Raw genomic sequence first — 20356 nt, 5'->3', positions numbered from 1 at the left:
ACGCCCGCCCCGCCCTCAGGCGGTTCGCCGGCGCTCCCGCTCGGCGGTCAGCCGGGCGGCCGCGCGGCGTGCCTCGGCGAGGCGGTGCGGCGAGTCCCAGGCGGACGCGACGCGTTCGGCCAGCGCGTAGTTCTCGGCCGCGGCCCCGTCCTCGCCGAGGAGCCGGTACAGGTCCGCGAGGGCGTGGGCGAGGGGCCGGGTCGCATAGGCGGCACCGGCCGTCCCGGCGAACTGGTCGCGGATCGGCAGCACGTGCCGGATCAGCATGGCCGCCGTCTCCGTGTCGCCGAGCAGGACCGCGAGTTCGCTGCGGTAGTCCAGCTCCAGGCCGTAGAGGTGGTCCGTCACCGGTCGCGGCGCGATCGACACCGCGGCCGCCTCGTCCAGCCGTCCCAGTCGGGCCAGGACCAGGGCGTGCGCCACCGCCACCGGGGTGCCGATCTCCGCGTAGAGGTCGCGGAAGACCCCCTCGATGTCGGCCGCCCGGTCCTGGGCGAGCCGGATGGTCAGCAGGCCCAGCGTGCGGGGTCCGGTGGCGTGGTGGGCGCCCACGCGCCGCAGCAGGCCGTCGGCCTCGGCGTAGCGGGCCTCCGCCTCGTCGAAGCGGCCGGTGACCGTGGCCAGCATGGCCGAGGTCGCGGCGGCGATGCCCTGCGCCCACAGCATGCGGTAGCGGCGGGCCAGTTCCAGGGCTTCGGTGTTGTGCCGGCGCAGCCCGTCGGGGTCGTTGCGGGTCGCGGCGGTCATGCCGTCGAGGTGCTCGCAGACCCAGCGGTAGGCCGGCAGGTCGTGTGCCTCGGCCAGCTGGCGCAGTTCCGCGACGAGCGGTGTGCGCAATGCGCCCTGTGCCTCGTGCGGCAGCAGCTTGGCGGATGTCATCAGCGCCGAGGCCAACAGGCGCGGTTCGCCCTCGGCGCGGGCCAGCGCCAGTTGCGCGTGCGCCGCCCGTAGGGCCCGCGGTGCCTCCTCGGCGGCGACGGCGTCGACGAGGACCTGCAGGACCCGGGCGCGGGTCGCGCCGTCGAGCGCGGGGTCGTCGGCGAGCCGTTCCAGCCGGGCCAGGGCGGTGCGGTCGAAGAGCCCCTCCAGCCGGGAGCGCCAGGGCGAGGGCTCGGTCCAGGCGCCGTAGACCGCGGCGACCAGGTCGTCCCGGCCGGCCCGCACCGCGAGGTCGACCGCCCGCTGCCGGGTGTGCCGGGCACCGTCGGTGGACCCGGCCCGCAACTGTGCCGCCAGCAGCCGAACGTAGAGGGTCACCGTGTCGTCCGGGTCGGCGTCGGGGTCGGCCACGGCCGCCCGGTGTGCCGCGAGGGCGTGCTCGATCAGCTCGACGGCCACGTCGTGCGCGTACCGTCGCTCTGCCAGTTCGGCCGCCCGCAGCGCGTAGTCGACGGCCAGGGGCGCGTTCGCGGTCCGGCCCGTGCGGGCGAAGTGGAAGGCGAGAGCCGCGAGGTCGTGCGGGCGGTGGCGGCGCAGTCCCTGCGCGACACGGTCGTGCAGACGGGCCCGCCGGACCCCGGACAGGTCGGTGTAGACGGTGTCACGGACCAGTGCGTGCACGAAGCGGACCCGGCCGAGAGCGGGCTCGGTCAGCAGATCCGCTCTCACCGCGGCGTCGAGTCCCGCCAGCACGGTGTCCTCGTCGGCGTCGGCCGCGTCGACGAGGAGGGCGACCTCGGCCTCCGGCCCCGCGACGGCCGCGAGCTGCAGCGCCGAGCGGGCCTCGGCCGGCAGCAGGGCCAGCCGTCTGCGCAGCACGTCCCGTACGCCCTGGGGGACCTCCGACACGGCCACCAGAGCGCCCTCGCCGACCAGCAGGCGGGCGCTCTCCAGGACGTAGAAGGGGTTGCCGCCGGTGCGTTCGGCAAGCGCGGTCACCGTGGCGTCGTCGACGGGTTCGCCGCAGACAGCGGTGACCACGGTCGCGACGTCCCGGGTCGACAGGCCGCCGAGCGGGATGCGCCGCGGGGCCCGCAGGGCGAGCCGACCGAGGGTCTTGACCAGGTCCTCCCCGACCTCCGCCGACCGGTAGCCGGCCACGATCAGCAGGGGTACGCCGGTGATCTGCGCGGCCGTCTCCAGGAGGGCCAGGGTCTCGCCGTCGCCGCGGTGCAGATCCTCCAGGACGACGGCGAGGGGCTGTGCGGCGGCCGCGTCCCGCAGCCAGGCGGCGAGGGCCAGGTGGGTACGGAAGCGGCCCGCGGCGGCCTCGTCACGCGTCATGGCGGCCACCGTCTGAGGCTCGTGCAGCAGGGCGGTCAGCTCCTCGGGGCGGGCCGGCGGCACGACAGCGGCCAGGGCGCCGAGCGCCTCCACCCAGGCCCAGGCCGGCGGCGCGCCCTCGTACTCGGGGCAGCGGCCGATCACCACCGTCCACCCCGCCGCCTCCAGCCGTCCCGCGAACCGATCGAGCAGCGCCGACTTCCCCGCTCCGGCCTCGCCGGTGACCAGGACGACACCGCCCGCCCGCCGGGCGTCCCGCGCGGCTGCGGCCGCGGCGCCCAGCTCGGCCTCCCTGCCGACGAAGAGTCCGCCCTCGTCCTCGGGCGCGGCAGCGGTCTCCAGCGGGGCGGGCGGTACGGCCGCGCGCAGCACGTCCAGCCGCCGGCTGAGCACGGCGTGTTCGAGCTCGGCCAGGGCGGGCCCGGGATCGCAGCCGAGTTCCTCGCGGAGCACGGCGGCGGCCCGGCGCAGGGACGCCAGGGCGTCTCCCTGGCGTCCGCAGGCCCACTGGGCGAGGGCGAGCAGCCGCCAGCCCTCCTCCCGCAACGGGCTCTGCCGTACGAGGACTTCGGCCGCCGGCACCGCCTCGGCCGGGTGTCCGGTGCGCAGGTCGGCTGCGACGGCCAGTTCGCGGGCCTGGGCGCACAGTTCGGTCAGCCGGGCCACCTCCGACTCCGCCCACGGTTCACTCGCGTGCTCCAGGAACGCGGGACCCCGCCACCAGCCGAGCGCCTCGGCCAGCAAATCCCTCGCCCGGTCGGGCGGAGCGCTGCGGGCCCGGGAGACCAGGGTCTCGAACCACCAGGCGTCCACCGCCTCGGCGGGCAGCCGCAGGGCATAGCCCGGCGGGGAGGTGACCAGTACGGACGCGGGGGCGCGCGGGAGCCGCTCCGGCTCCAGCACGCGGCGCAGATGGGACACGTAGGTGTGCAGGGACACGGTGGCCCTGGCCGGGGGCACCCCGCGCCACAGCTCGTCGATCATGCGGTCGACGGGCACCACCCGCCCGCCGGCCGCGACCAGCAGCGCGAGTACGGCCCGCTGCCGGGGAGCGCCCAGTTCGACCGGCTGCCCGCCGACCTCGGCGCCCAGGGAGCCCAGGACTCGTATACGTATGCGCAGCACGCCGCGCGAATCTACCCGAGCCGTGGTTGCGGAGCGTTAACGGTTCGCTAAACGCCCTGGTCGGCGGCGCACCAAGTGCGATGCCAAGTGGGCGCCAAGACGGCCGCGCGACGGTGGGCGTTCCTGATCGGAACCTCATCCTTGGAGCAGGCAGGCGTGTCCCGCAGTACCGCATTTCCCGCACCCTCGGGCCAACGGCCCTACACACACGAGATGGTGGTCGTCCACCGGGTCTTCCGGCGCGAGTCGGCGCTGGCTCCCCGTCTGGTACGGGCCGTGCCGGACGGCGGCACCGCCCGCGCGGCACAGGTCGCGGCCCACCTGGACGACTACGTCATGGGGCTGCACCATCACCACGCCCTCGAGGACGAGTTGATCTGGCCCCTGCTGCACGCGCGGGGCGCGGACGGCGCGCTGGTCGAGCGGATGGAGGAACAGCACCAGCGCATCGACCGGACCCTCGCGGTGGTGGCCGAGTGGCTGCCCGCATGGCTGCGGGAGGCGAGCCCCATCGCCCGGGAGGAACTGGCCCTGGCGCTGAGCGAGCACCATACGGTGCTCCTCGATCATCTCGACGACGAGGAGCGGCTGGTGCTGCCGCTGGTCGCCGAGCATCTGAGCGTCGCCGAATGGGAGCTGGTGGGCCGGCGCGGTCTTGAGGGGCTGCCCAAGGACAAGGTGCTGCTCGCCGTCGGCGCGATCCTGGAGGACGCGACGCCCGAGGAGCGCGCCTACTTCCTCGGCCGGGCCCCGCTCCTCGGCCGCCTGATGTGGCGGCTCGTCGGCCGGCGGAAGTACGCCGCGTCCTGCCGTGCCCTGCGCGGCCCACTGGACGGGGGGACGGGCCGGTGAGCGTGCTCGACTCCGCGCCCCTCGACACCCTGGACGCCTACCGGACCTGCGAGTTCGTCACGCTCGGCCGCGACGGCGCACCACCGGCCTGGCCCGCCGCGGTCCGGCGCAAGGACGACGGGACGCTGCTGCTGACCACGTCCCTGGCGTTCGCGCAGAAGGCGCTGAACGTGTGCCGCGACGGGCGCGTGGCCCTGCTCTGGTCCGACCCCACCGGCAGCGGCCTCGAAGACGCCCCGCAGATCTTCGTCGGCGGCCTCGCCGTGTGCCCGGACGACATCATGACGGGACCGGAGGGCGCCGAGGACTACTGGCGGATGCTCTTCGAACGGCAGCCGCACAGCCGCTCCTACCTCGCCCCCGGCTTCAAGCGGCTGATGGAGTGGTACTACCTGCGCCTGCTCATCACCGTCACCCCGGAACAGGTCGTCGTACGCCCTCCGCTGGCGTCCCTGCTCGCGGAGGGACCGGCCACCGGTGCGGAGCCCGCCGCGCCTTTGCTCGGGGCCGCGCAGCTCGCCCGCTACCCGAGCGCGGTGCTGGCGGCCCGCGACAAGACGGGAGCGCCCGTGCTCGCCCGGACCCTGCCGGTGCCGACGGACGCGGGCTTCGCGCTGACCGTGCCCGCCGACTGCGCCGTGACGGCCGGCCCCGCCTCGCTGCTGGTGCACCAGCACGACGAGCGGCTCAACCACATGCAGAACACGCTCGTGCGCGGAGAGCTGCGGCAGGCCGGCGACGGCTGGCTGCTGGTCCCAGGCCGGGTGGTGGAGCCGATGGGCTCCGGCCGCCCGACCGACGCGGTACGGGTGCTGCGCCGGACCAAGCGGGCCACCGCGCGCTATCTGGAACGGCGTGGCCTGCCCCGGCCGCGGGTGCGGTGGGAGGCGTTCCGGGCACTGGCCGCCCCACGATGACCGCCGTGAGCGGCCTCGTCCTTACGGCAGGCGTCGCGACCGGTGTCGCGGCCGGCGTCCGGGCCCTCGGCCGTCGGCCACACCGGCCCCATCGGCTGCCCAACACCGACCGGATCCGGCACGTGATGCGCTCGCCCCACCACTGACCGGCGGACGGGGGAGGACTTGCGGCCACCCGCTACCCTGACCCCGTCACCGGGGCCGTGCAGCGCCCCGCCACCGTCTTCTGGGGGATCGCACCACCATGATCAGGTATCTGCCGTATTTGCTGGTCCTGGCGTTGTGGATCTATGCCTTCATCGACTGCCTGAACACCCCTGAGGAGCAGGTGCGCGGGCTGCCCAAGGTGGTCTGGGTCATCATCATCCTGCTGTTCGGGGAGGTGCTGGTCGGGCCGATCGCCTGGCTGGTCGCGGGCAAGTACCGCGGGCCCGTCCCGGCGGGGGGATCCACGCCCTCCGAGTGGCACCGCAACCACCGCACCCAGTTCGTCGCGCCCGACGACAACCCCGAGTTCCTGAAGTCCCTCAAGGAGGAGAACAAGAAGGACGAGGCGCTCCTCAAGGACTGGGAGGCCGATCTGCGGCGTCGCGAGGAGGACTTGCGGCGGCGGGAGAGCGGCGAGGACCCCAAGGCGGACTGATGGAGCTGCGGCTGCTCGTCACCTTCGAGAAGGTCGCGACCGTGCTGAGCTTCACGCAGGCCGCGGCCGAGCTGAAGTACGCACAGTCCAGCGTGACCAGCCAGGTACGGGCCCTGGAGTCCTCCCTCGGCACGGAACTGTTCGACCGGCTCGGCAGCAGGATCCGCCTCACGGAGGCGGGTGAGCGGCTGCTCCCCTACGCCCGGCAGATCATCGAGCTCACCGAGGAGGCGCGGGCCGCGGTCGCCGGTACCGAGGAGCCCGCCGGTTCGCTGGTGGTCGGGACCATGGAGTCGCTGACCTCGTACCGGCTGCCGCCGCTGCTGGAGTTCTTCCACCACCGCTACCCCAAGGTGCGGCTCTCCCTGCGCACCACCATCGGCGACGAGACCCGGCAGGCGCTGCGGCAGGGCACGTACGATCTCGGCTTCCTGATGGAGGAGGCGACGGAGCACCCCGGCCTGGAGAGCGTGGTGCTGTGCGAGGAGCCGCTCGCGCTGGTCGCCGCGCCCCGACACGCCCTCGCGGGGCGGGAGTTCGGCACCAACGAGCTGGTACGGCAGTCCCTCCTCGCCACCGAACCGGGCTGCGCCTACCGGGACTTGTTCGAACGGGAACTCAAGTCCGCCGGCGAGCCGGTCGACTTCATGGAGTTCGGGACGATCGAGGCCACCAAACGCGCGGCGGCGGCCGGCCTCGGGGTCTCGTTGCTGCCCGAGGTGACGGTCGCCGCCGAACTCGCCGAGGGGGCTCTGGTACGGCTGCCGTGGCAGCCGCCGTTCACGCTTCGGACCCAACTGGCGTGGCGGGCCGGGAAGCGGCTTCCGGCGCACGTCCGGCTGTTTCTCGAGCAGGCGCGGAAGCTGGTGTCCGAAGAGGCCGGGCAAGCGTGACCTTCAGGCTGGCCAGCACGATCAGCGGGACGCCCAGTGCCTGGACGAGGCCGATGTGGTGGCCGTACACCGCCCAGTCCATGACCATCGCGACCGCCGGGTAGACGAAGGCGAGGACGGCGATCTTCGAGGTCGGCAGCTTGGCGTAGGCGGCGTACATCAGGACGTACATCACGCCGGTGTGGATGAAGCCGAGCCCGACGAGCCAGCCCCAGTCCCAGCCGGTGCCTGCCATCGCGCCGAAGTCGGCGAAGGGGAGCAGCAGCGGGATCCCGACGAGGACCTGGACCAGGGCGATGAGGTGCGGGCGGACGCCGGTGATGCGCTTGGTGACCAGGGTGGACAGGCCGTACAGGAGCGCGGCGAGGAGGGCCTGGCCCACGCCCGTCAGATAGGTGCCGCCGCTGGTGAAGTCGGACGGCGTGACGCCCGAGACCAGGATCAGGCCCGCGAAGGCCAGCACGATCCAGCCGACCTTGGCGGCGGTGAGGCGCTCGCGGAAGAGGAGGGCGCCGAGCAGGACCACGTAGAACGGCTGGGTGTGGTAGACGACCGTGGCGACCGAGATCGACGTGTTCCGGTACGACTCGAAGAGGAACACCCAGTTGAAGACGATGAACACCCCGCCGAGGACGGCGAGTCCGAGGGTGCGCGGGGTGAAGCCGTGGTCCCGGAGCCAGCCGCGGGCGAGGACGTAGGAGCCGAGCGCGAGGGCTCCGAAGACGACCCGGAAGAAGACGACATCGAAAGGCGAGGCGCCCGACTCGACGACGAAGACGCCGAGGGTGCCGGACAGCACCATGGCGGTCATCAGCTGGGCGACGCCCCTGCTCTCTGCGGACTTGCTCTGCGTGTTCATGTCCTGGACGCTACGAGCGGGCGGTGGTGCGGGTCCACGCGCCAGTGGGGCGTCCTGCCGATGGGGTCATCGGCGGCGCCGATGCCTACAGCTTGTACGCCGCAGGGCCCACCGAAGCGGACAGTGCGCCCCTGTGCCCGGACCGGCCGGAACCGGACACTTACCTCGCATGACGACTGCTCCCGCCGACTCCTCCGGCACCCTCGCCCCCGCATACGGTGACAAGGTCATCGCCGTCGAGACGGCGGGCTCCGAGCCCATCCCCGACGCCGAACGCCATGGCTCGCCACTGCAGCTGCTGTGGACCTGGGCGTCCCCGAACATCGAGTTCGCGACCGTCTTCATCGGTGTGATCTCGGTGCTGTTCTTCGGCCTGAGCTTCTGGCAGGCCACGGCCGCCATCGTGCTCGGCACCGCGCTCGGCGCGATCACGCAGGGCGTGCTGTCCCTGGACGGGCCGCGGTTCGGTGTGCCGCAGATGGTGATCGGCCGCTTCTCCTTCGGCCGCCTGGGCAACATCCTGCCGGCCGCGGCCAACGGCCTGGTGGCGGGCGTGGGCTGGTTCGCGGTGAACAGCGTGAGCGCGGCCTTCGCCCTGAACACGCTGACGGGCCTGCGCCCGCTGCCCTCCCTCCTCCTGGTGGTCGTGGCCGAGATCCTGATCGGCTTCATCGGCCACAACTTCGTCCACACCTTCGAGAAGTACGCCTTCCCGGCCCTCGCGGTGATCTTCCTGCTGGCGGGCGTGTGGACGTTCAAGGACGCGGACCTCGCCGGGGGCGGCACCGGCGGCGGCATCGGCGGCTTCCTCCTCGCCTTCAGCGCGGCCTGGGGCTACGCGGCCGGCTGGAACCCGTACGCCACGGACTACTCCCGCTATCTGCCGCGCACCGCGAACCGGTTCAGGACGGTCCTCTACCCGGCCGTCGGCCTGTTCGTGTCGGTCGCCCTCGTGGCGGTCATCGGGGCGGCCTCGGCGACCATCGTGGCCCCGAAGGACGCCACCCCGACGGCGGCCTTCACCGGACACCTCCCGGGCTGGCTGGGCGATCTGGTGCTCCTCGCCATCATCCTCGGCGGCATCTCCGCGAACGCCCTCAACATCTACTCGGGCGCCATCTCCATCGCCTCCTTCGGCCTGAGGCTGCCCACCTGGCTGAGCCGCAGCGTGCTGGTCGTGGTGTCGGGTGTCGCCGGTACGGCGGCCGCGTGGGCGTCACTGTCCGACGCGGGGTCGGCGTACGAGGCGTTCCTGCTGGTCATCGCGTACTGGGTGGCGCCGTGGCTCGGGGTCGTCCTGGTGGAGCGGTGGCTGCAGGGCCGCACGGCCACGGACGAGGAGCTGGCCGCCCGCCTCAGCGACCGCTCCTTCACCAACTGGCCGGGCCTTGCAGCCCTGTTGATCGGCGTCGCGGTGTCCGTCCCGCTCTTCTCCAACCAGGAGGACTACGTCGGTTACGTACCGAAGCACTGGCCGTCCTTCGGCGACATCACTCCGGTGGTCGGGTTCGTGGTGAGCGCGGGGCTGTATGCGGTGCTGCGGCGGGCGAAGGCTCAGCCGGCGTCCAGCGGTTCCGCCTGATCCGCGTGCTCGACCCTGATGTACCGGCTGTTGTGCTCGCCGTAGGCCTTCCTCAGGATCGGTTCCGCCTTGTCGGGGTCGTCGACCCCGACGAGGACGAAACCCCTTTCGTCCGCGGCTACTTCGCGCATCTCGAAGGTGCCGTCCCAGCGGTCCATGTCGTCGCCGATCCGGTCGGAGAGGGCGTGCAGGGTCCTTCCGCCGACGTCGGTGTCGTGCAGCCGCACGGTCACGCCCCGCACGGCCGCCCGGCAGATCGCGTCGTCCAAGGCGGCTGAGGGCATGCGCCAGACGTCGACCGATCGGTGCTCCTCGTCGACGGAGAGGCCCGTGTAGACGTCGGGGTACTTCTTCCGGGCCAGTTCGTCGACGTGTACGACCACACGCGTCAGCGGGGTGCCGTCGTCGCGGTCGGGCAGGCTACCGACGGGGCGGGTGCCGGCACAAGTGCGGTCCGCGACCGCCGACTTGATCCGGTCCGGGTCCGCCCTGAGGCCTCCGTCGGTGTGTCCGGCCCCCATGGCCTGGACGTACAGGCCCGCGGCCACCATCAGCGCGACGCTCGCTCCGGCCGATGCGACCCAGGTGCGGTTGCTGCCCATGTCCCCCTCCGTCCCCCTGCGTTGGCGTCAGCACTGTGACGCGGGAGGGGGCGCAGAGGTTCAGACCGTCGGTTCGTCCCGCAGGACGAGGTCCAGCAGCCCCGGGAAGCGGGCCTCGAACTCCGCCCGGCGCAGCCGGTTGACCCGCCGGGGGCCCTCGTCGCGCTGCTCGACCAGGCCCGCGCCCCGCAGCACCATGAAGTGATGGCTGAGCGCCGCCTTGCCGACCGGCACGTCGAAGCTGCCGCAGCTGCGCGACCACTCCGCCGAGCCCGCCAGTTCCCTGACGAGGCTGATGCGTACGGGATCGGCGAGCGCGGCGAGAGCGGTCTGCACGGAGACGTCGTCGGGGTGGGTGTGCTCGGGGGCGGTCCGATGACCGGTGCGCTGCGCCACGCGGGTCTCCCTCCACGCCTTGCCGAGGTTCACGTCCTGCCGGGTTCACATCTTGCAGAGTGTTCGATGAGAATCATACACTCGCGACTGTTCGCTTTCCATTGAACAGTCCATTGAACAGTCCATGGAGCAGTCGTGGACCGAACAGTCATGGGTGGTGTGGCATGCGCGCGGTGGAGTTCCAGGAGTACGGCGGTCCCGAGGTCCTGAAGGTCGTGGAGGCGGAGGTCCCCGAGCCCGGTCCGGGCCAGGTGAGCCTCGACGTGGCGTACACCGGGGTGAACTTCGCCGATCTCAAGGCACGCGGCGAGGGCTACCGGGTGCCGCAGCTTCCCTTCGTGCCCGGCCTGGAGGCGTCGGGGCGCATCCGCGCGCTCGGCGAGGGGGTCACGGGCCTGTCCGTCGGCCAGGAGGTGACGGCACTGACGGAGGGCGGCGCCTACGCGGACGTCGTACTGGCGAACGCCTCGACCGTCTTCCCGGTCCCGGCAGGCGTGAGCCTGCGCACGGCGGCGACCCTGCCGACCGTGCTGCCGACGGCGTACGCCTTGGTGCACGCGGTGGGCCGGCTGCAGCCGGGTGAGACGGTGCTCGTGCAGGGTGCGGCGGGCGGCGTCGGCACAGCGGTCGGACAGCTGGCGAAGGCAGCCGGGGCGGGAGCCGTGTACGGGGTGGTGTCGGGGGCGGCCAAGGCGGCGTACGCGCGCGAGTACGGCTACGACGAGGTGTTCGTCGGCGAGTTCGCCGAGGCGGTACGGGAGGCGACCGGCGGCCGGGGCGTCGACCTCGCGCTCGATCCGGTGGGCGGCGAGACGTTCCGTGGCAGCCTGGCCTCGCTCGCGGTCTTCGGGCGCCTCGTCTCCTTCGGCAACGCGAGCTCGGCGCCGGCGTGGCACGTCGGACAGCCGGAGCTCTACCCCTCCGGGGTGTCGGTCGGCGGCTTCTCGATCCTCACGCTGGCACAGACGGCCCCCGGCGAGCTGCGCTCCCTCGCCGAACGGGCCTTCGCGAAGGCGGTGGACGGCACGGTGTCGCTGCCGGTCACCGCCGAGTTCGGGCTGGAGGAGGCGGCGGACGCGCACCGGCTGATGGGGACACGGACCAGCACCGGGAAGCTGTTGCTGCGGGTGAGCGGCTGAGGGCGGGGCGGGGCTGGACATGCCCGTACAACGGCCCGAGCCAGGTCACCCTGCGGTGGGAAAGCGCCCCGAAAGGGGCGCGGGGCCGTGTCCATATGCGCCGCCGCCGCGGGTCGCGACCAGCCCCGACGGCGCCGCACCCGACCGACGGCCCATCACGCCACCCCGCGCGGAGCGCCCCCGCACGACCCGATGCGCACACACCGCCGCCAGCAACTCCCCCAGCAGGTCCGGATCGTCGACCTCAAGCCCCAGCAGGGACTCGATCCGCTCCAGTCGCTGGTAGAGCGACTGGCGGCCGATGTGCAGCAGGGCCGCGGTCCGGGTCGGGGAGCAGCCGTGCCGCAGATGGACTTCCAGGGTGCGGACCAGGTCGCTGGGGTGAGCCGCCTCCCAGGCCAGCAGCGGACCCAGGGTGTGCTGGACCAGCCGGTCGAGGCGGTCGCGGTTGGTGTCGATACCGCCGCGGGTAAGCTCCCGTTCCAATGCGAGCGCGCGGGCGGAGGTGACCAACGGGCCCTCGGGGGCGGACGGTTCGGCCGCCGGCACGGTCAGGGCCAGCTCCAGCGTCGTACGGGCGGCCCGCAGCGTGTCGCTCCAGCGCAGCCAGCCGCTGCCCGCGTCGACGGCGTGCCCGACGGCGACGGTGAGGCCCGCGTCCGCTGCCGTACGGAAGGCCTCCTGTACGGCACGGACCGGGTCAGCGGAGCGGAAGCCGCCGTCGCCGGGCAGCGCGAGCAGTGCCAGCACATCCCCCGGGAACGGCGCCCGCAGCACCGCCACCCCGCCCAGCAGCCGTACCGCCCGGTCCACGGCGCCCACCTCGCGCGTGCCGTGCACCGACACGCCGATGAGCCGGGCGCCCGGCCCCGGGTGGAACCCGGCGAGCGCGGACCGTGCCTCGACCTCCGGCTGGTTGAGGGCCGCGCGGTCGGCCAGGTCGGCGAGCAGGGCCGCCGTGTGGTCGCCGCCCCAGGGACGGAGCACCGACCGCCCCGACAGCCCCCGGGTCACGATCGCGCGGTTCGCCGCCTCCGTGATGCGTACGAAGGGCACGACCCGGTGCAGGGCCAGCAGGGGCAGGCCCAGGCGGCAGGCCTCGTCGACGACCTCGGGGGGCATCTGCGGCAGTGAGCGGCCCACCTCCACGGCCAGCCCGGCGGCGCCCCGCGCGGCCAGCTCGCGGACGTACCGGCGGCGGACCTCCTCGTCGGCGTCCATCAGGCCGAAACCGTTCGTGAGCAGCAGTTCTCCGCCGTCGAGGAAGTTGGCGCCCTCGTACACCTCGCTGGAGTGCACCCAGCGCACGGGGCGGTCCAGGGCGCCCTCGCCGGCGAGGAGGGCGGGCTCGGAGGCGCGGACGGGATCGAGGTCCAGGACTTCGCGGAGGGTGAGTGCGGCCACGGGCACCTCCAGGGACGGCGCGTGGACAGTTCGTCCGGCGGCGGGATGCCCGGAGAGTACTTTCCGCACGTTGCCCTCGTGTTTCGGCCACAGCAGAGTGAGGACATGGACCTTGAGGACCCCTTGGACCAGGCGACGGCACGGGCCTGGCTCGCCACCGCCGTCGCGGAGGCCCGTGCCGGGCTCGCGGAGGGCGGCATCCCGATCGGTGCCGCGCTCTACGGCCCCGACGGCACCCTGCTCGGCCGCGGCCACAACCGGCGCGTCCAGGACGACGACCCCTCGATGCACGCGGAGACGGCCGCTTTCCGCAATGCGGGACGGCAGCGCTCGTATCGCGGTACGACGATGGTCACGACCCTCTCGCCGTGCTGGTACTGCTCCGGCCTTGTCCGCCAGTTCGGCATCTCGCGGGTGGTGGTCGGCGAGGCGGCCACCTTCCACGGCGGGCACGACTGGCTGGCGGAGCACGGCGTGCGGATCGTGCTGCTGGACGACCCCGAGTGCATCGGCATGATGCGCGACTTCATCAAGAACCATCCGGCACTGTGGAACGAGGACATCGGTGAGTGACCCGCGTATTCCGACCATCGACCTGCGGCCCTGGCTCGACGGCGACGAGGACGCCCGCGCCGGCATCGCCCGCACCGTCGACGAGGCCCTGCAGACCGCCGGGTTCCTGCTGGTCACCGGGCACGGTGTGGATCCGGGGCTGCGGTCCGCGATCCGGGAGGCGGCTCGGGCGTTCTTCCGGCTGCCCACCGACGTCAAGCAGCCGTACGCGGCGAAGGTCGGGGGGCGCGGCTGGCTCGGGCCGGGCGCCGAGGCCAACGGCTATTCGGAGGGTACGGAGACGCCGCCGGACCTGAAGGAGTCGCTGACGTTCGCGACGCACGAGCCCTTCGAGGACCCCGTCGTCAACGCGGAGTGGTACGCGCCCAACGTGTGGCCGCGGCAAGTGCCGGAGCTCCGGGCGCTGTGCGAGGAGTACCTGGAGCGGATGGGTGAGCTGGAGAAGCAGCTCCTGTCCCTGCTCGGCGAGGCGCTGGGCCTCGAACCGGACTTCTTCTCCCGGCACATGGACCATCCGACGTACGGCTTCAACATCAACTGGTATCCGGGCACGGAGGTCGTCGGGGAGCCGCAGCCGGGTCAGTTCCGCATCGGGCCGCACACCGACTTCGGGACGGTCACGATCCTCGACCGGCAGGCGGGCAAGGGCGGACTGCAGGTGTACACGGACGAGGGCGGCTGGGAGGACGCGCCCTTCGACCCGGAGGCCTTCACCATCAACATCGGGGATCTGATGGCCCGTTGGACCGGTGACAGGTGGCGGTCGGGGCGGCACCGGGTGCTGCCGCCGCCCGCGGACGCGCCCGCCGAGGAGCTGATGTCGCTCGTGTACTTCGGCGAGTGCACACCGGGGACGCTGGTGGAGTCGGTGCCGGCTCCGGTGGGGCGGGTGGCGTACGAGCCGGTCGACTCGCACCGCTATCTGCGGGAGAAGCTGGACTCGATCACGGTCGGCTGACCAGCTTCTCGAAGCGGGCCCGCCAGGCGGGCTCCGCCGCTTCCGCTCCCCGGTACTCGTGGGTGAAGCGGAGGGCCGTGCCCTGCTCGCCGTCCCGCTCCAGGTGGAAGCGGATCCGGTCGCCGTCGTCCAGCGTGTACTCGGCGACCCGGTCCACGTCCCAGGCGGTGACCCGGCCGCTGCCCAGGTCACGCAGGGCGACCGCGCCGCCGAGCCTGGGTTCGAGGACGTCTGCGGCGGTGAACCACCGGGCGAGGCCCTCGGGGGTGGCCACCGCCGGCCAGACGTCCTCCATGCGCCGTGGGATCCGCACCAGGAAGTGCAGCATGTGCGTGTTCCCGTGGCTCTGACTGGTGCCCTGTGCGATGGAACCGCTCATGACACCAGTGTCGGCCACCCGCGGCTCAGACGCCCGCGTACGAGTGCTTGCCGCTGACGAAGATGTTGACGCCGTAGTAGTTGAACAGCCAGCAGCCGAAGGCGATCAGTGCCAGGTAGGCGGCCTTGCGGCCCTTCCAGCCGGCCGTGGCGCGGGCGTGCAGGTAGCAGGCGTAGGCGACCCAGGTGATGAACGCCCAGGTCTCCTTGGGGTCCCAGCCCCAGTAGCGGCCCCAGGCCGACTCGGCCCAGATCGCGCCCGCGATGATCGTGAACGTCCACAGCGGGAAGACGGCCGCGTTGATGCGGTACGAGAACTTGTCCAGGGAGGAGGAGGCGGGCAGCCGCTCCAGGAAGGACGTCGCGAAGCGGCCGGGTGTGCCGCCGTTCTCCAGCTTGGTCTCGTACGAGTCCTTGAAGAGGTACAGCAGCGTGCCGACGGCGCCCACGTAGAAGACCGCGCCGCACAGGATGGCGGTGGAGACGTGGATGTACAGCCAGTACGAGTGGAGGGCGGGAACCAACTGGTCACTGGCGGTGTACAAGACAGTGACGGCGATGCCGAGATCGAGGAGGACCGTGGTGATCAGGAACAGGCCGAGCCAGCGGACGTTCTTCTTCAGCGCGAGCAGCACCAGGTACACGGTGACGGCGACCGCGGAGAACGTGATGTTGAACTCGTACATGTTGCCCCACGGCGCCCGCTCCACCGAGGCCGCGCGGGCGATCACACCGCCGAGGTGGACGAGGTACGCGAGCACGCTGAGCGAGATGGCGATACGCCCGTAGAGGTCGCCCTGCTCGTCCCCGCCGTGCGCCCCCGGCCCGTCCGGCACGTCCCGCGCACCGGCCGAGGCCCGTACGACGACCTTGGGCCGCTCCAGCACGGCGGTGCCGCCCGCCTTGTTCACCGTGACGGCGGGGGCCTTGCTCCCCTTCGCCTCCGTGGTGAGCGCGGCGGCCGTGCGGGCGACCTTGCTGCGGCTGCCGAAGAGCCATTCGGCGATGTACGCGAAGAAGGCCAGGGTGTAGACGGCCATCGCGGAGTAGATCAGCGTGTTGCTGATGTTCGCGAGGTGTTCGTTGGTGGCCGTGGCCAACTCGGTTCCGGCGGCGAGAGTCACTGCGTCTCAGCCCCTTCGGCAGGTACGACTTCGGTGTCGGGGGTGGTGGTGTCGTCTTGGTCCGGTGAGCCGGCGTCGGGATCGGCGTCGGAGGCGTGGGAGTGCTCGTCGGGCTCGGGTGCGCCCGGTGCCTGGTCGTACAGGATTCCGGCGAGGTCGCCGAGTTCCTCGGGGACCTTGGCGGACTCGCTGCGGCCGAGGCCGGCCATCTCGACGACGGTCACACCGTCGGCGCCCTTGACGGCCCGCACCCAGACGCGGCGGCGCTGGATGAACAGGGAGGCGGCGAGGCCGAAGATCGCGGTGAGGGAACCGGCGAGGGCCCAGGTGGTTCCGGGCTGCTGGACGACCTGGAAGTTCGCCCACTGCTTGGTGGTCTCGTAGGTGATCGAGCCGGCGCCGTTCGGGAGCTGCATGGTCTGGCCCGGCCTCAGGTTGTCCCTGAGCTGGGCGCCCTTGGAGTCCTTGAACTCCTTCACATGCGCCTTGTCGAGCTGGTACACGCTCTGCGGGATGCCGGAGTCGACGCCGAGGTCACCGTGGTACGGCGTCAGGTTCAGCACCGGGTTGCGCAGCGCGGGGAACGTGGAAGCCGTCTCGCTGCCCGGGGTGTAGGTCGGCAGGAGGAAGGCCGAGATGCCCAGCTGTTCGCTGACGCCCTTGGCGTTCTTGTAGCCGTCGAGGACCTTGACCACACCGGTGGAGGTGACGTTGGAGTCGAGCGGGAGGAGCGGTACGGCGTCGCGGTAGACGACGTTGCCCTTGCCGTCGCGGACGGTGATGAGGGGGGCGTAGCCGTGGGCGGTGAGGTAGACCTTGGCGTCGCCGATCTCCAGCGGCTCGTTGACCTTGACGAGGTCCTTCTTGTCCTTGCCGTAGGCGCCCTGACTGTAGGTGAGGGCGGCCTGGTAGGTGCGCGGGGTGCCCTTGTTGGGGCCGCTGGCCTCGTAGGTGCCGGTGAACTTGTCCAGGTGGAAGCTGAACGGCACCAGGTCGTCGGGGGTGAAGAGGTTGCCGGACTTGAAGTCGTCGTAGGAGATGAGGGTGTTGGAGAAGCCGTCGCCCTCGACGACCAGCTTGTTGCCCTCGGACTTGAAGAGCTGGCCCCAGGCGAAGGCGATCAGCATCACGATCAGCGCGATGTGGAAGGCGAGGTTGCCGACCTCCCGCAGATAGCCCTTCTCGGCGGCGACGGCGTCACCGGCGAGGTGGGCGCGGAAGCGGCGCTTCTTGAGGAGGGCGAGGGCGGCCTCGCGCACCTGCTCGGGCTCGGTCTCCGTGCGCCAGGTCGTGTAGGCGGGCAGCCGGGTCAGGCGCTTGGGGGCGCCCGGCGGCCGGCCGCGCAGCTGGCCGATGAACTGCCAGGTGCGCGGGACGATGCAGCCGATGAGGGAGACGAACAGCAGGATGTAGATCGCGGAGAACCACACCGAGCTGTAGACGTGGAAGAGGCCGAGCTTGTCGTAGACCGGCGCGAGGAAGGTGTGCGATTTGCGGAAGTCGGCGACCTTCGTCTCGTCGATGCCGGACTGCGGGATCAGCGAGCCGGGGATGGCGCCGAGGGAGAGGAGCAGGAGCAGCAGCAGCGCGACCCGCATGGAGGTGAGCTGCCGCCAGAACCAGCGGGCCCAGCCGATGACACCCAGGCCGGGCAGGTTCGCCAGTTCCTCGCTGGGGGCGGTGGAGAGCTGGGAGCCGGCGGCGCCGAGGTCCGGGTCCTCGGCCCGCTCGGGGGGCGTACCGGTGGTGGTGGCCTTGCTCATCGATCAGATCCCCACAGTGAAGCCGGCGGACCAGGACTGCATGTCCTGCACGATGCGGTCCCAGGCGCCGGTCAGCAGCAGCAGACCGGTCACGATCATCATCGTGCCGCCGATCCGCATCACCCAGACATAGTGGCGCTTGACCCAGCCGAAGGCGCCGAGCGCCTTGCGGAAGGCGACCGCGGCGAGCACGAAGGGCACGCCGAGGCCGAGGCAGTAGGCGACGGTCAGTATGGCGCCCCGGCCCGCGCTCGACTGCTGTGCGGACAGGGTCAGCACGGATCCGAGGGTCGGGCCGATGCAGGGGGTCCAGCCGATGCCGAACAGCGCACCCAGCAGCGGCGCACCGGCGAGACCTGCCACCGGCCGCTTGTGGAAGCGGAACTCCCGCTGGGTCATCCAGGGCATCAGGCCCATGAAGAAGACACCCATGAGGATCATGAGCGCGCCCAGCACCTTGGAGAGGATGCCCTTGTTGTCCTGCAGCGTGTCGCCGAAGTAGCCGAACAGGGCGCCGCTGGAGACGAACACGGCGGTGAAGCCGAGCACGAAGAGGGAGGCGCCCGCGACCATCCGACCGCGCCGGGCCTCGGCCAGGTCGGTGCCGGCGACCCCGGTGACGTAGGACAGATAGCCGGGGACGAGCGGCAGGACGCACGGGGAGAAGAAGGAGACGAGTCCGCCGAGGAGCGCGATGGGCAACGCGAGCAGCAGGGCGCCGTTGAGCACCGTGTCGTTGTAGCCCGTCGCGGCGAGCGTGGTGACTGAGGTCACGTCACTTCTCCGCGAGGACCGGGGCGATCATCGTGCGCAGCTTGTCCTCGCTGAGCGCGGCCAGCGAACGGGCGGCGATGTTGCCCTCCCGGTCGAGGACGAGCGTGGAGGGAACCGCCTGCGGGTTGAGGGTGCCCCTCTTGAAGCGGAGCATCAGCTTGCCCGTGGGGTCGTAGAGGCTCTGGTAGGTGATGCCCTGCTGCTTCTCGAAGGCGACCGCGTTCTGGGTGCTGGTGTCGCGGGTGTTGATGCCGACGAACTGGACGCCCTTGCTCTTGAGGTCCTGGTAGACCTTCTCGAAGTTGGGCGCCTCGGCACGGCAGGGGGCACACCAGGAACCCCACACGTTCAGGACGACGACCTTGCCTTTGAACGAGGCGACGTCGAGCTGTCCCCCGTCGACGGTCTTGCCGGAGAGGTCGGGCGCCGCGGCCCGCTCCCCCTTCTTCGCGGTGGAGATGCCGTCCTTGCCCATGACGAAGTTGGTGTCACCGCCGCCGCCCGAGGTCCCTCCGGACGAGCAGGCGGACATCAGCAGCGCGGCGACCGCGGCACCGGCGGTGGTCAGGACGGCTCGGCGACGTGCGCGGTTCGGGCGCACGGGGGCGCGGCTGGCGGCACTCATGTGAAAAGTTTCGCATGCCCGTTCCCGGGGTCGTGCGCACCCCCCTTGCGGGGGGGAAACCCGCATTTCAGGCACCCTGTCCCTGGGGTGAGGACGAGGAGGAGGGGGTCTGCTTGAGGAAGGTCTTCCAGCCGCCCGCCGGCTGCTGACCGACGCCGAGGGTGCGCAGCTTGGCGAGCACCTCCGGCTTCTGCACGTCCATCCAGTCGACGAACTGCCGGAAGGAGACGAGGCGTACGTCCGCGCCCTTCTCCTTCTCCCGGGCGATGTGCTTGAACGCCTCCTCGACGGCGTCCATGTATATGCCGCCGTTCCAGTGCTCGAAGTGGTTGCCGATGAAGAAAGGCGCCCGGTTTGTCTTGTATGCCCGCTCGAAGCCCGCTATGTAGGCCTGTGCGGACTGGGTGCGCCAGGCCGGGTAGTTGTAGGCGGGCGCCTTGGTCGAGTTGACCGACTGGTTGGCGAGCATGTTGTAGTCCATCGACAGGACCTCGAAGCTGCGCCCGGGGAACGGTATCTGCTGCAGCGGCAGGTCCCACAGCCCGTGCTTCTTCTCGGGCCAGACCTGGCGGCCGCCGGGCGAGGAGGCGTCGTAGCGCCAGCCGAGTTCCCTGGCGGTGGGCAGCAGGCTGTTCTGGCCGAGCAGACAGGGCGTGCGGCCGCCGACCAGCTCCTTCTCGTAGTCGAAGGGCAGGGACGGCATGTCGGACCACCCGGTGTTCGTCCGCCACTCCTTCACGAAGGCCTTGGCCTGCTGGATCTCGCTCTTCCACTGCGCGGGCGTCCAGTTGCCGACGGTGCCGTAGCCGGAGCAGAAGTGGCCGTTGAAGTGGGTGCCTATCTCGTGGCCTTCGAGCCAGGCGCGGCGGACGTTGGTGAGCGTGGACCTGATGTGCTCGTCGGTGAGGTAGCCGATGTCGGAGGCGCCGCGCCGGTTGTTCGGCGGGTTGTAGAGGCGCTTCTTCGACTCGGGCAGCAGATACAGCCCGGACAGGAAGAAGGTCATGGACGCGCCGTGCTGCTTGGCGAGGTCGAGGAAGCGGGGGAAGAGCCCGTTGCCGACCTCGCCGGCCCCGTCCCAGGAGAAGATCACGAACTGCGGCGGGGTCTGCCCCGGCTCCAGCGGCTCGGGCTTCGCAGGCTGATGGGGCTGCTTGCCGGTGAAGGAGGTCGAGCCGTCGCCGATGGGGCGGGCGGGGTGCGCCGGCTTGTCGGATCCGCCGCTCTTGGAACCCGAGGAGTGGGTGGACCCGTCTGACGGCGTGAGGGTGCCGCAGCCGGAGAGTCCGACGGCGGCCGCGGCGCCCGCGCCGAGACCGAGCATTCCCCTGCGAGTGAGAGCGCTGCGAGTGCGCATTCCAACCCCGATTCGTCATGTCCTGTGGTGGTCACCCATTCAGAGGACATGACGAAGGGAGAGGTTCCTGACGATCACGTTGATCTGGCCACAATTGTCACGAACGTGTCATGGGACACCAAAGGGGATTTCTCAACTCCCAATGGGGCCCCATGACTTCCTCAAAGGG

Annotated in this window: 20 protein-coding genes; 9 read left to right on the top strand and 11 right to left on the bottom strand. The window is 71.6% G+C overall.

Annotation, left to right across the window (positions count from 1 at the left end; all coding sequences use genetic code 11):
• Window positions 1-15 precede the first annotated feature (15 nt).
• Window positions 16-3348 carry a BTAD domain-containing putative transcriptional regulator gene (locus tag ACFY1E_RS36560; protein WP_389084008.1) on the bottom strand — a complete coding sequence of 1111 codons (3333 nt, stop codon included), beginning with the start codon at window positions 3346-3348 and terminating at the stop codon, window positions 16-18.
• Window positions 3349-3561: 213 nt separating this feature from the next.
• Between ACFY1E_RS36560 and ACFY1E_RS36555 the strand changes: the two genes are divergently transcribed.
• The 5 genes from ACFY1E_RS36555 (at window position 3562) to ACFY1E_RS36535 (ending at window position 6653) form a co-directional block, all read left to right on the top strand.
• On the top strand, window positions 3562-4200 hold the full coding sequence (locus ACFY1E_RS36555; protein ID WP_389084005.1) for a hemerythrin domain-containing protein: 639 nt from the start codon (window positions 3562-3564) through the stop codon (window positions 4198-4200).
• The gene (locus ACFY1E_RS36550; RefSeq protein WP_389084003.1) at window positions 4197-5117 is read left to right on the top strand and encodes a pyridoxamine 5'-phosphate oxidase; all 921 of its coding nucleotides are present in this window, start codon (window positions 4197-4199) and stop codon (window positions 5115-5117) included. Before ACFY1E_RS36555 ends, ACFY1E_RS36550 begins: the two co-directional genes overlap by 4 nt.
• A gap of 5 nt (window positions 5118-5122) precedes the next feature.
• Window positions 5123-5263, top strand: a complete 141-nt coding sequence (locus tag ACFY1E_RS36545; protein WP_389084000.1) for a hypothetical protein — start codon at window positions 5123-5125, stop codon at window positions 5261-5263.
• Window positions 5264-5361: 98 nt separating this feature from the next.
• Window positions 5362-5760 (top strand): PLD nuclease N-terminal domain-containing protein, encoded by a 399-nt coding sequence (locus tag ACFY1E_RS36540; protein ID WP_389083998.1) that lies wholly within the window; start codon window positions 5362-5364, stop codon window positions 5758-5760.
• A complete protein-coding gene (locus ACFY1E_RS36535) occupies window positions 5760-6653 on the top strand; it encodes a LysR family transcriptional regulator (protein WP_389083995.1) in 894 nt (297 codons plus the stop codon). Before ACFY1E_RS36540 ends, ACFY1E_RS36535 begins: the two co-directional genes overlap by 1 nt.
• On the opposite strand, the gene ACFY1E_RS36530 is transcribed toward ACFY1E_RS36535, so the two are convergent.
• Window positions 6541-7512, bottom strand: coding sequence for a DMT family transporter (locus tag ACFY1E_RS36530; RefSeq protein ID WP_389083993.1), 972 nt, complete (start codon window positions 7510-7512; stop codon window positions 6541-6543). The genes ACFY1E_RS36535 and ACFY1E_RS36530 overlap by 113 nt on opposite strands.
• A 169-nt stretch (window positions 7513-7681) precedes the next feature.
• Here ACFY1E_RS36530 and ACFY1E_RS36525 point away from each other — a divergent pair, with 169 nt between their 5' ends.
• Window positions 7682-9094, top strand: coding sequence for a purine-cytosine permease family protein (locus tag ACFY1E_RS36525; RefSeq protein ID WP_389083991.1), 1413 nt, complete (start codon window positions 7682-7684; stop codon window positions 9092-9094).
• On the opposite strand, the gene ACFY1E_RS36520 is transcribed toward ACFY1E_RS36525, so the two are convergent.
• Together ACFY1E_RS36520 and ACFY1E_RS36515 are read right to left on the bottom strand one after the other, a co-directional pair.
• Window positions 9067-9696, bottom strand: coding sequence for a hypothetical protein (locus ACFY1E_RS36520; RefSeq protein WP_389083988.1), 630 nt, complete (start codon window positions 9694-9696; stop codon window positions 9067-9069). The genes ACFY1E_RS36525 and ACFY1E_RS36520 overlap by 28 nt on opposite strands.
• Before the next feature lie 60 nt (window positions 9697-9756).
• Entirely contained in the window at window positions 9757-10092 is a 336-nt protein-coding gene (locus tag ACFY1E_RS36515; RefSeq protein WP_389083985.1) for an ArsR/SmtB family transcription factor, read from the bottom strand.
• A gap of 164 nt (window positions 10093-10256) precedes the next feature.
• Here ACFY1E_RS36515 and ACFY1E_RS36510 point away from each other — a divergent pair, with 164 nt between their 5' ends.
• Window positions 10257-11231: a zinc-binding alcohol dehydrogenase family protein gene (locus ACFY1E_RS36510; protein ID WP_389083983.1), complete on the top strand. Its 975-nt coding sequence runs from the start codon at window positions 10257-10259 to the stop codon at window positions 11229-11231.
• A gap of 45 nt (window positions 11232-11276) precedes the next feature.
• On the opposite strand, the gene ACFY1E_RS36505 is transcribed toward ACFY1E_RS36510, so the two are convergent.
• Complete coding sequence (locus tag ACFY1E_RS36505; RefSeq protein WP_389083980.1) at window positions 11277-12635, bottom strand: PucR family transcriptional regulator; 1359 nt, start codon at window positions 12633-12635, stop codon at window positions 11277-11279.
• 105 nt (window positions 12636-12740) lie between these two features.
• On the opposite strand from ACFY1E_RS36505, the gene ACFY1E_RS36500 reads away from it, so the two are divergent.
• On the top strand, window positions 12741-13208 hold the full coding sequence (locus ACFY1E_RS36500) for a nucleoside deaminase (protein ID WP_389083978.1): 468 nt from the start codon (window positions 12741-12743) through the stop codon (window positions 13206-13208).
• Entirely contained in the window at window positions 13201-14166 is a 966-nt protein-coding gene (locus tag ACFY1E_RS36495) for an isopenicillin N synthase family dioxygenase (protein ID WP_389083976.1), read from the top strand. The genes ACFY1E_RS36500 and ACFY1E_RS36495 overlap by 8 nt, the downstream gene beginning before the upstream one ends.
• Here ACFY1E_RS36495 and ACFY1E_RS36490 read toward each other — a convergent pair.
• The 6 genes from ACFY1E_RS36490 to ACFY1E_RS36465 all read right to left on the bottom strand — a co-directional run bounded on the left by ACFY1E_RS36490 (window position 14153) and on the right by ACFY1E_RS36465 (window position 20187).
• Entirely contained in the window at window positions 14153-14545 is a 393-nt protein-coding gene (locus ACFY1E_RS36490; RefSeq protein ID WP_389083973.1) for an SRPBCC domain-containing protein, read from the bottom strand. The two genes, ACFY1E_RS36495 and ACFY1E_RS36490, sit on opposite strands and share 14 nt — an antisense overlap.
• Before the next feature lie 25 nt (window positions 14546-14570).
• The gene (gene ccsB / locus ACFY1E_RS36485; protein ID WP_389083970.1) at window positions 14571-15668 is read right to left on the bottom strand and encodes a c-type cytochrome biogenesis protein CcsB; all 1098 of its coding nucleotides are present in this window, start codon (window positions 15666-15668) and stop codon (window positions 14571-14573) included.
• The gene (locus ACFY1E_RS36480) at window positions 15665-17431 is read right to left on the bottom strand and encodes a cytochrome c biogenesis protein ResB (protein ID WP_389083968.1); all 1767 of its coding nucleotides are present in this window, start codon (window positions 17429-17431) and stop codon (window positions 15665-15667) included. The genes ccsB and ACFY1E_RS36480 overlap by 4 nt, the downstream gene beginning before the upstream one ends.
• Window positions 17432-17434: 3 nt before the next feature.
• Window positions 17435-18205 (bottom strand): cytochrome c biogenesis protein CcdA, encoded by a 771-nt coding sequence (locus tag ACFY1E_RS36475; protein WP_344403542.1) that lies wholly within the window; start codon window positions 18203-18205, stop codon window positions 17435-17437.
• A 1-nt stretch (window position 18206) separates the two neighbouring features.
• Window positions 18207-18830, bottom strand: coding sequence for a TlpA family protein disulfide reductase (locus ACFY1E_RS36470; RefSeq protein ID WP_389083965.1), 624 nt, complete (start codon window positions 18828-18830; stop codon window positions 18207-18209).
• Window positions 18831-18897: 67 nt separating this feature from the next.
• Window positions 18898-20187, bottom strand: coding sequence for a hypothetical protein (locus tag ACFY1E_RS36465; RefSeq protein WP_389083963.1), 1290 nt, complete (start codon window positions 20185-20187; stop codon window positions 18898-18900).
• Between the last annotated feature and the right edge of the window lie 169 nt (window positions 20188-20356).

The organism is Streptomyces sp. NPDC001604 (assembly GCF_042893475.1).
Classification (GTDB): Bacteria; Actinomycetota; Actinomycetes; order Streptomycetales; family Streptomycetaceae; genus Streptomyces.
Note: the sequence above shows the minus strand (reverse complement) of the source record. Positions and strands in the feature narration are given on the sequence as shown.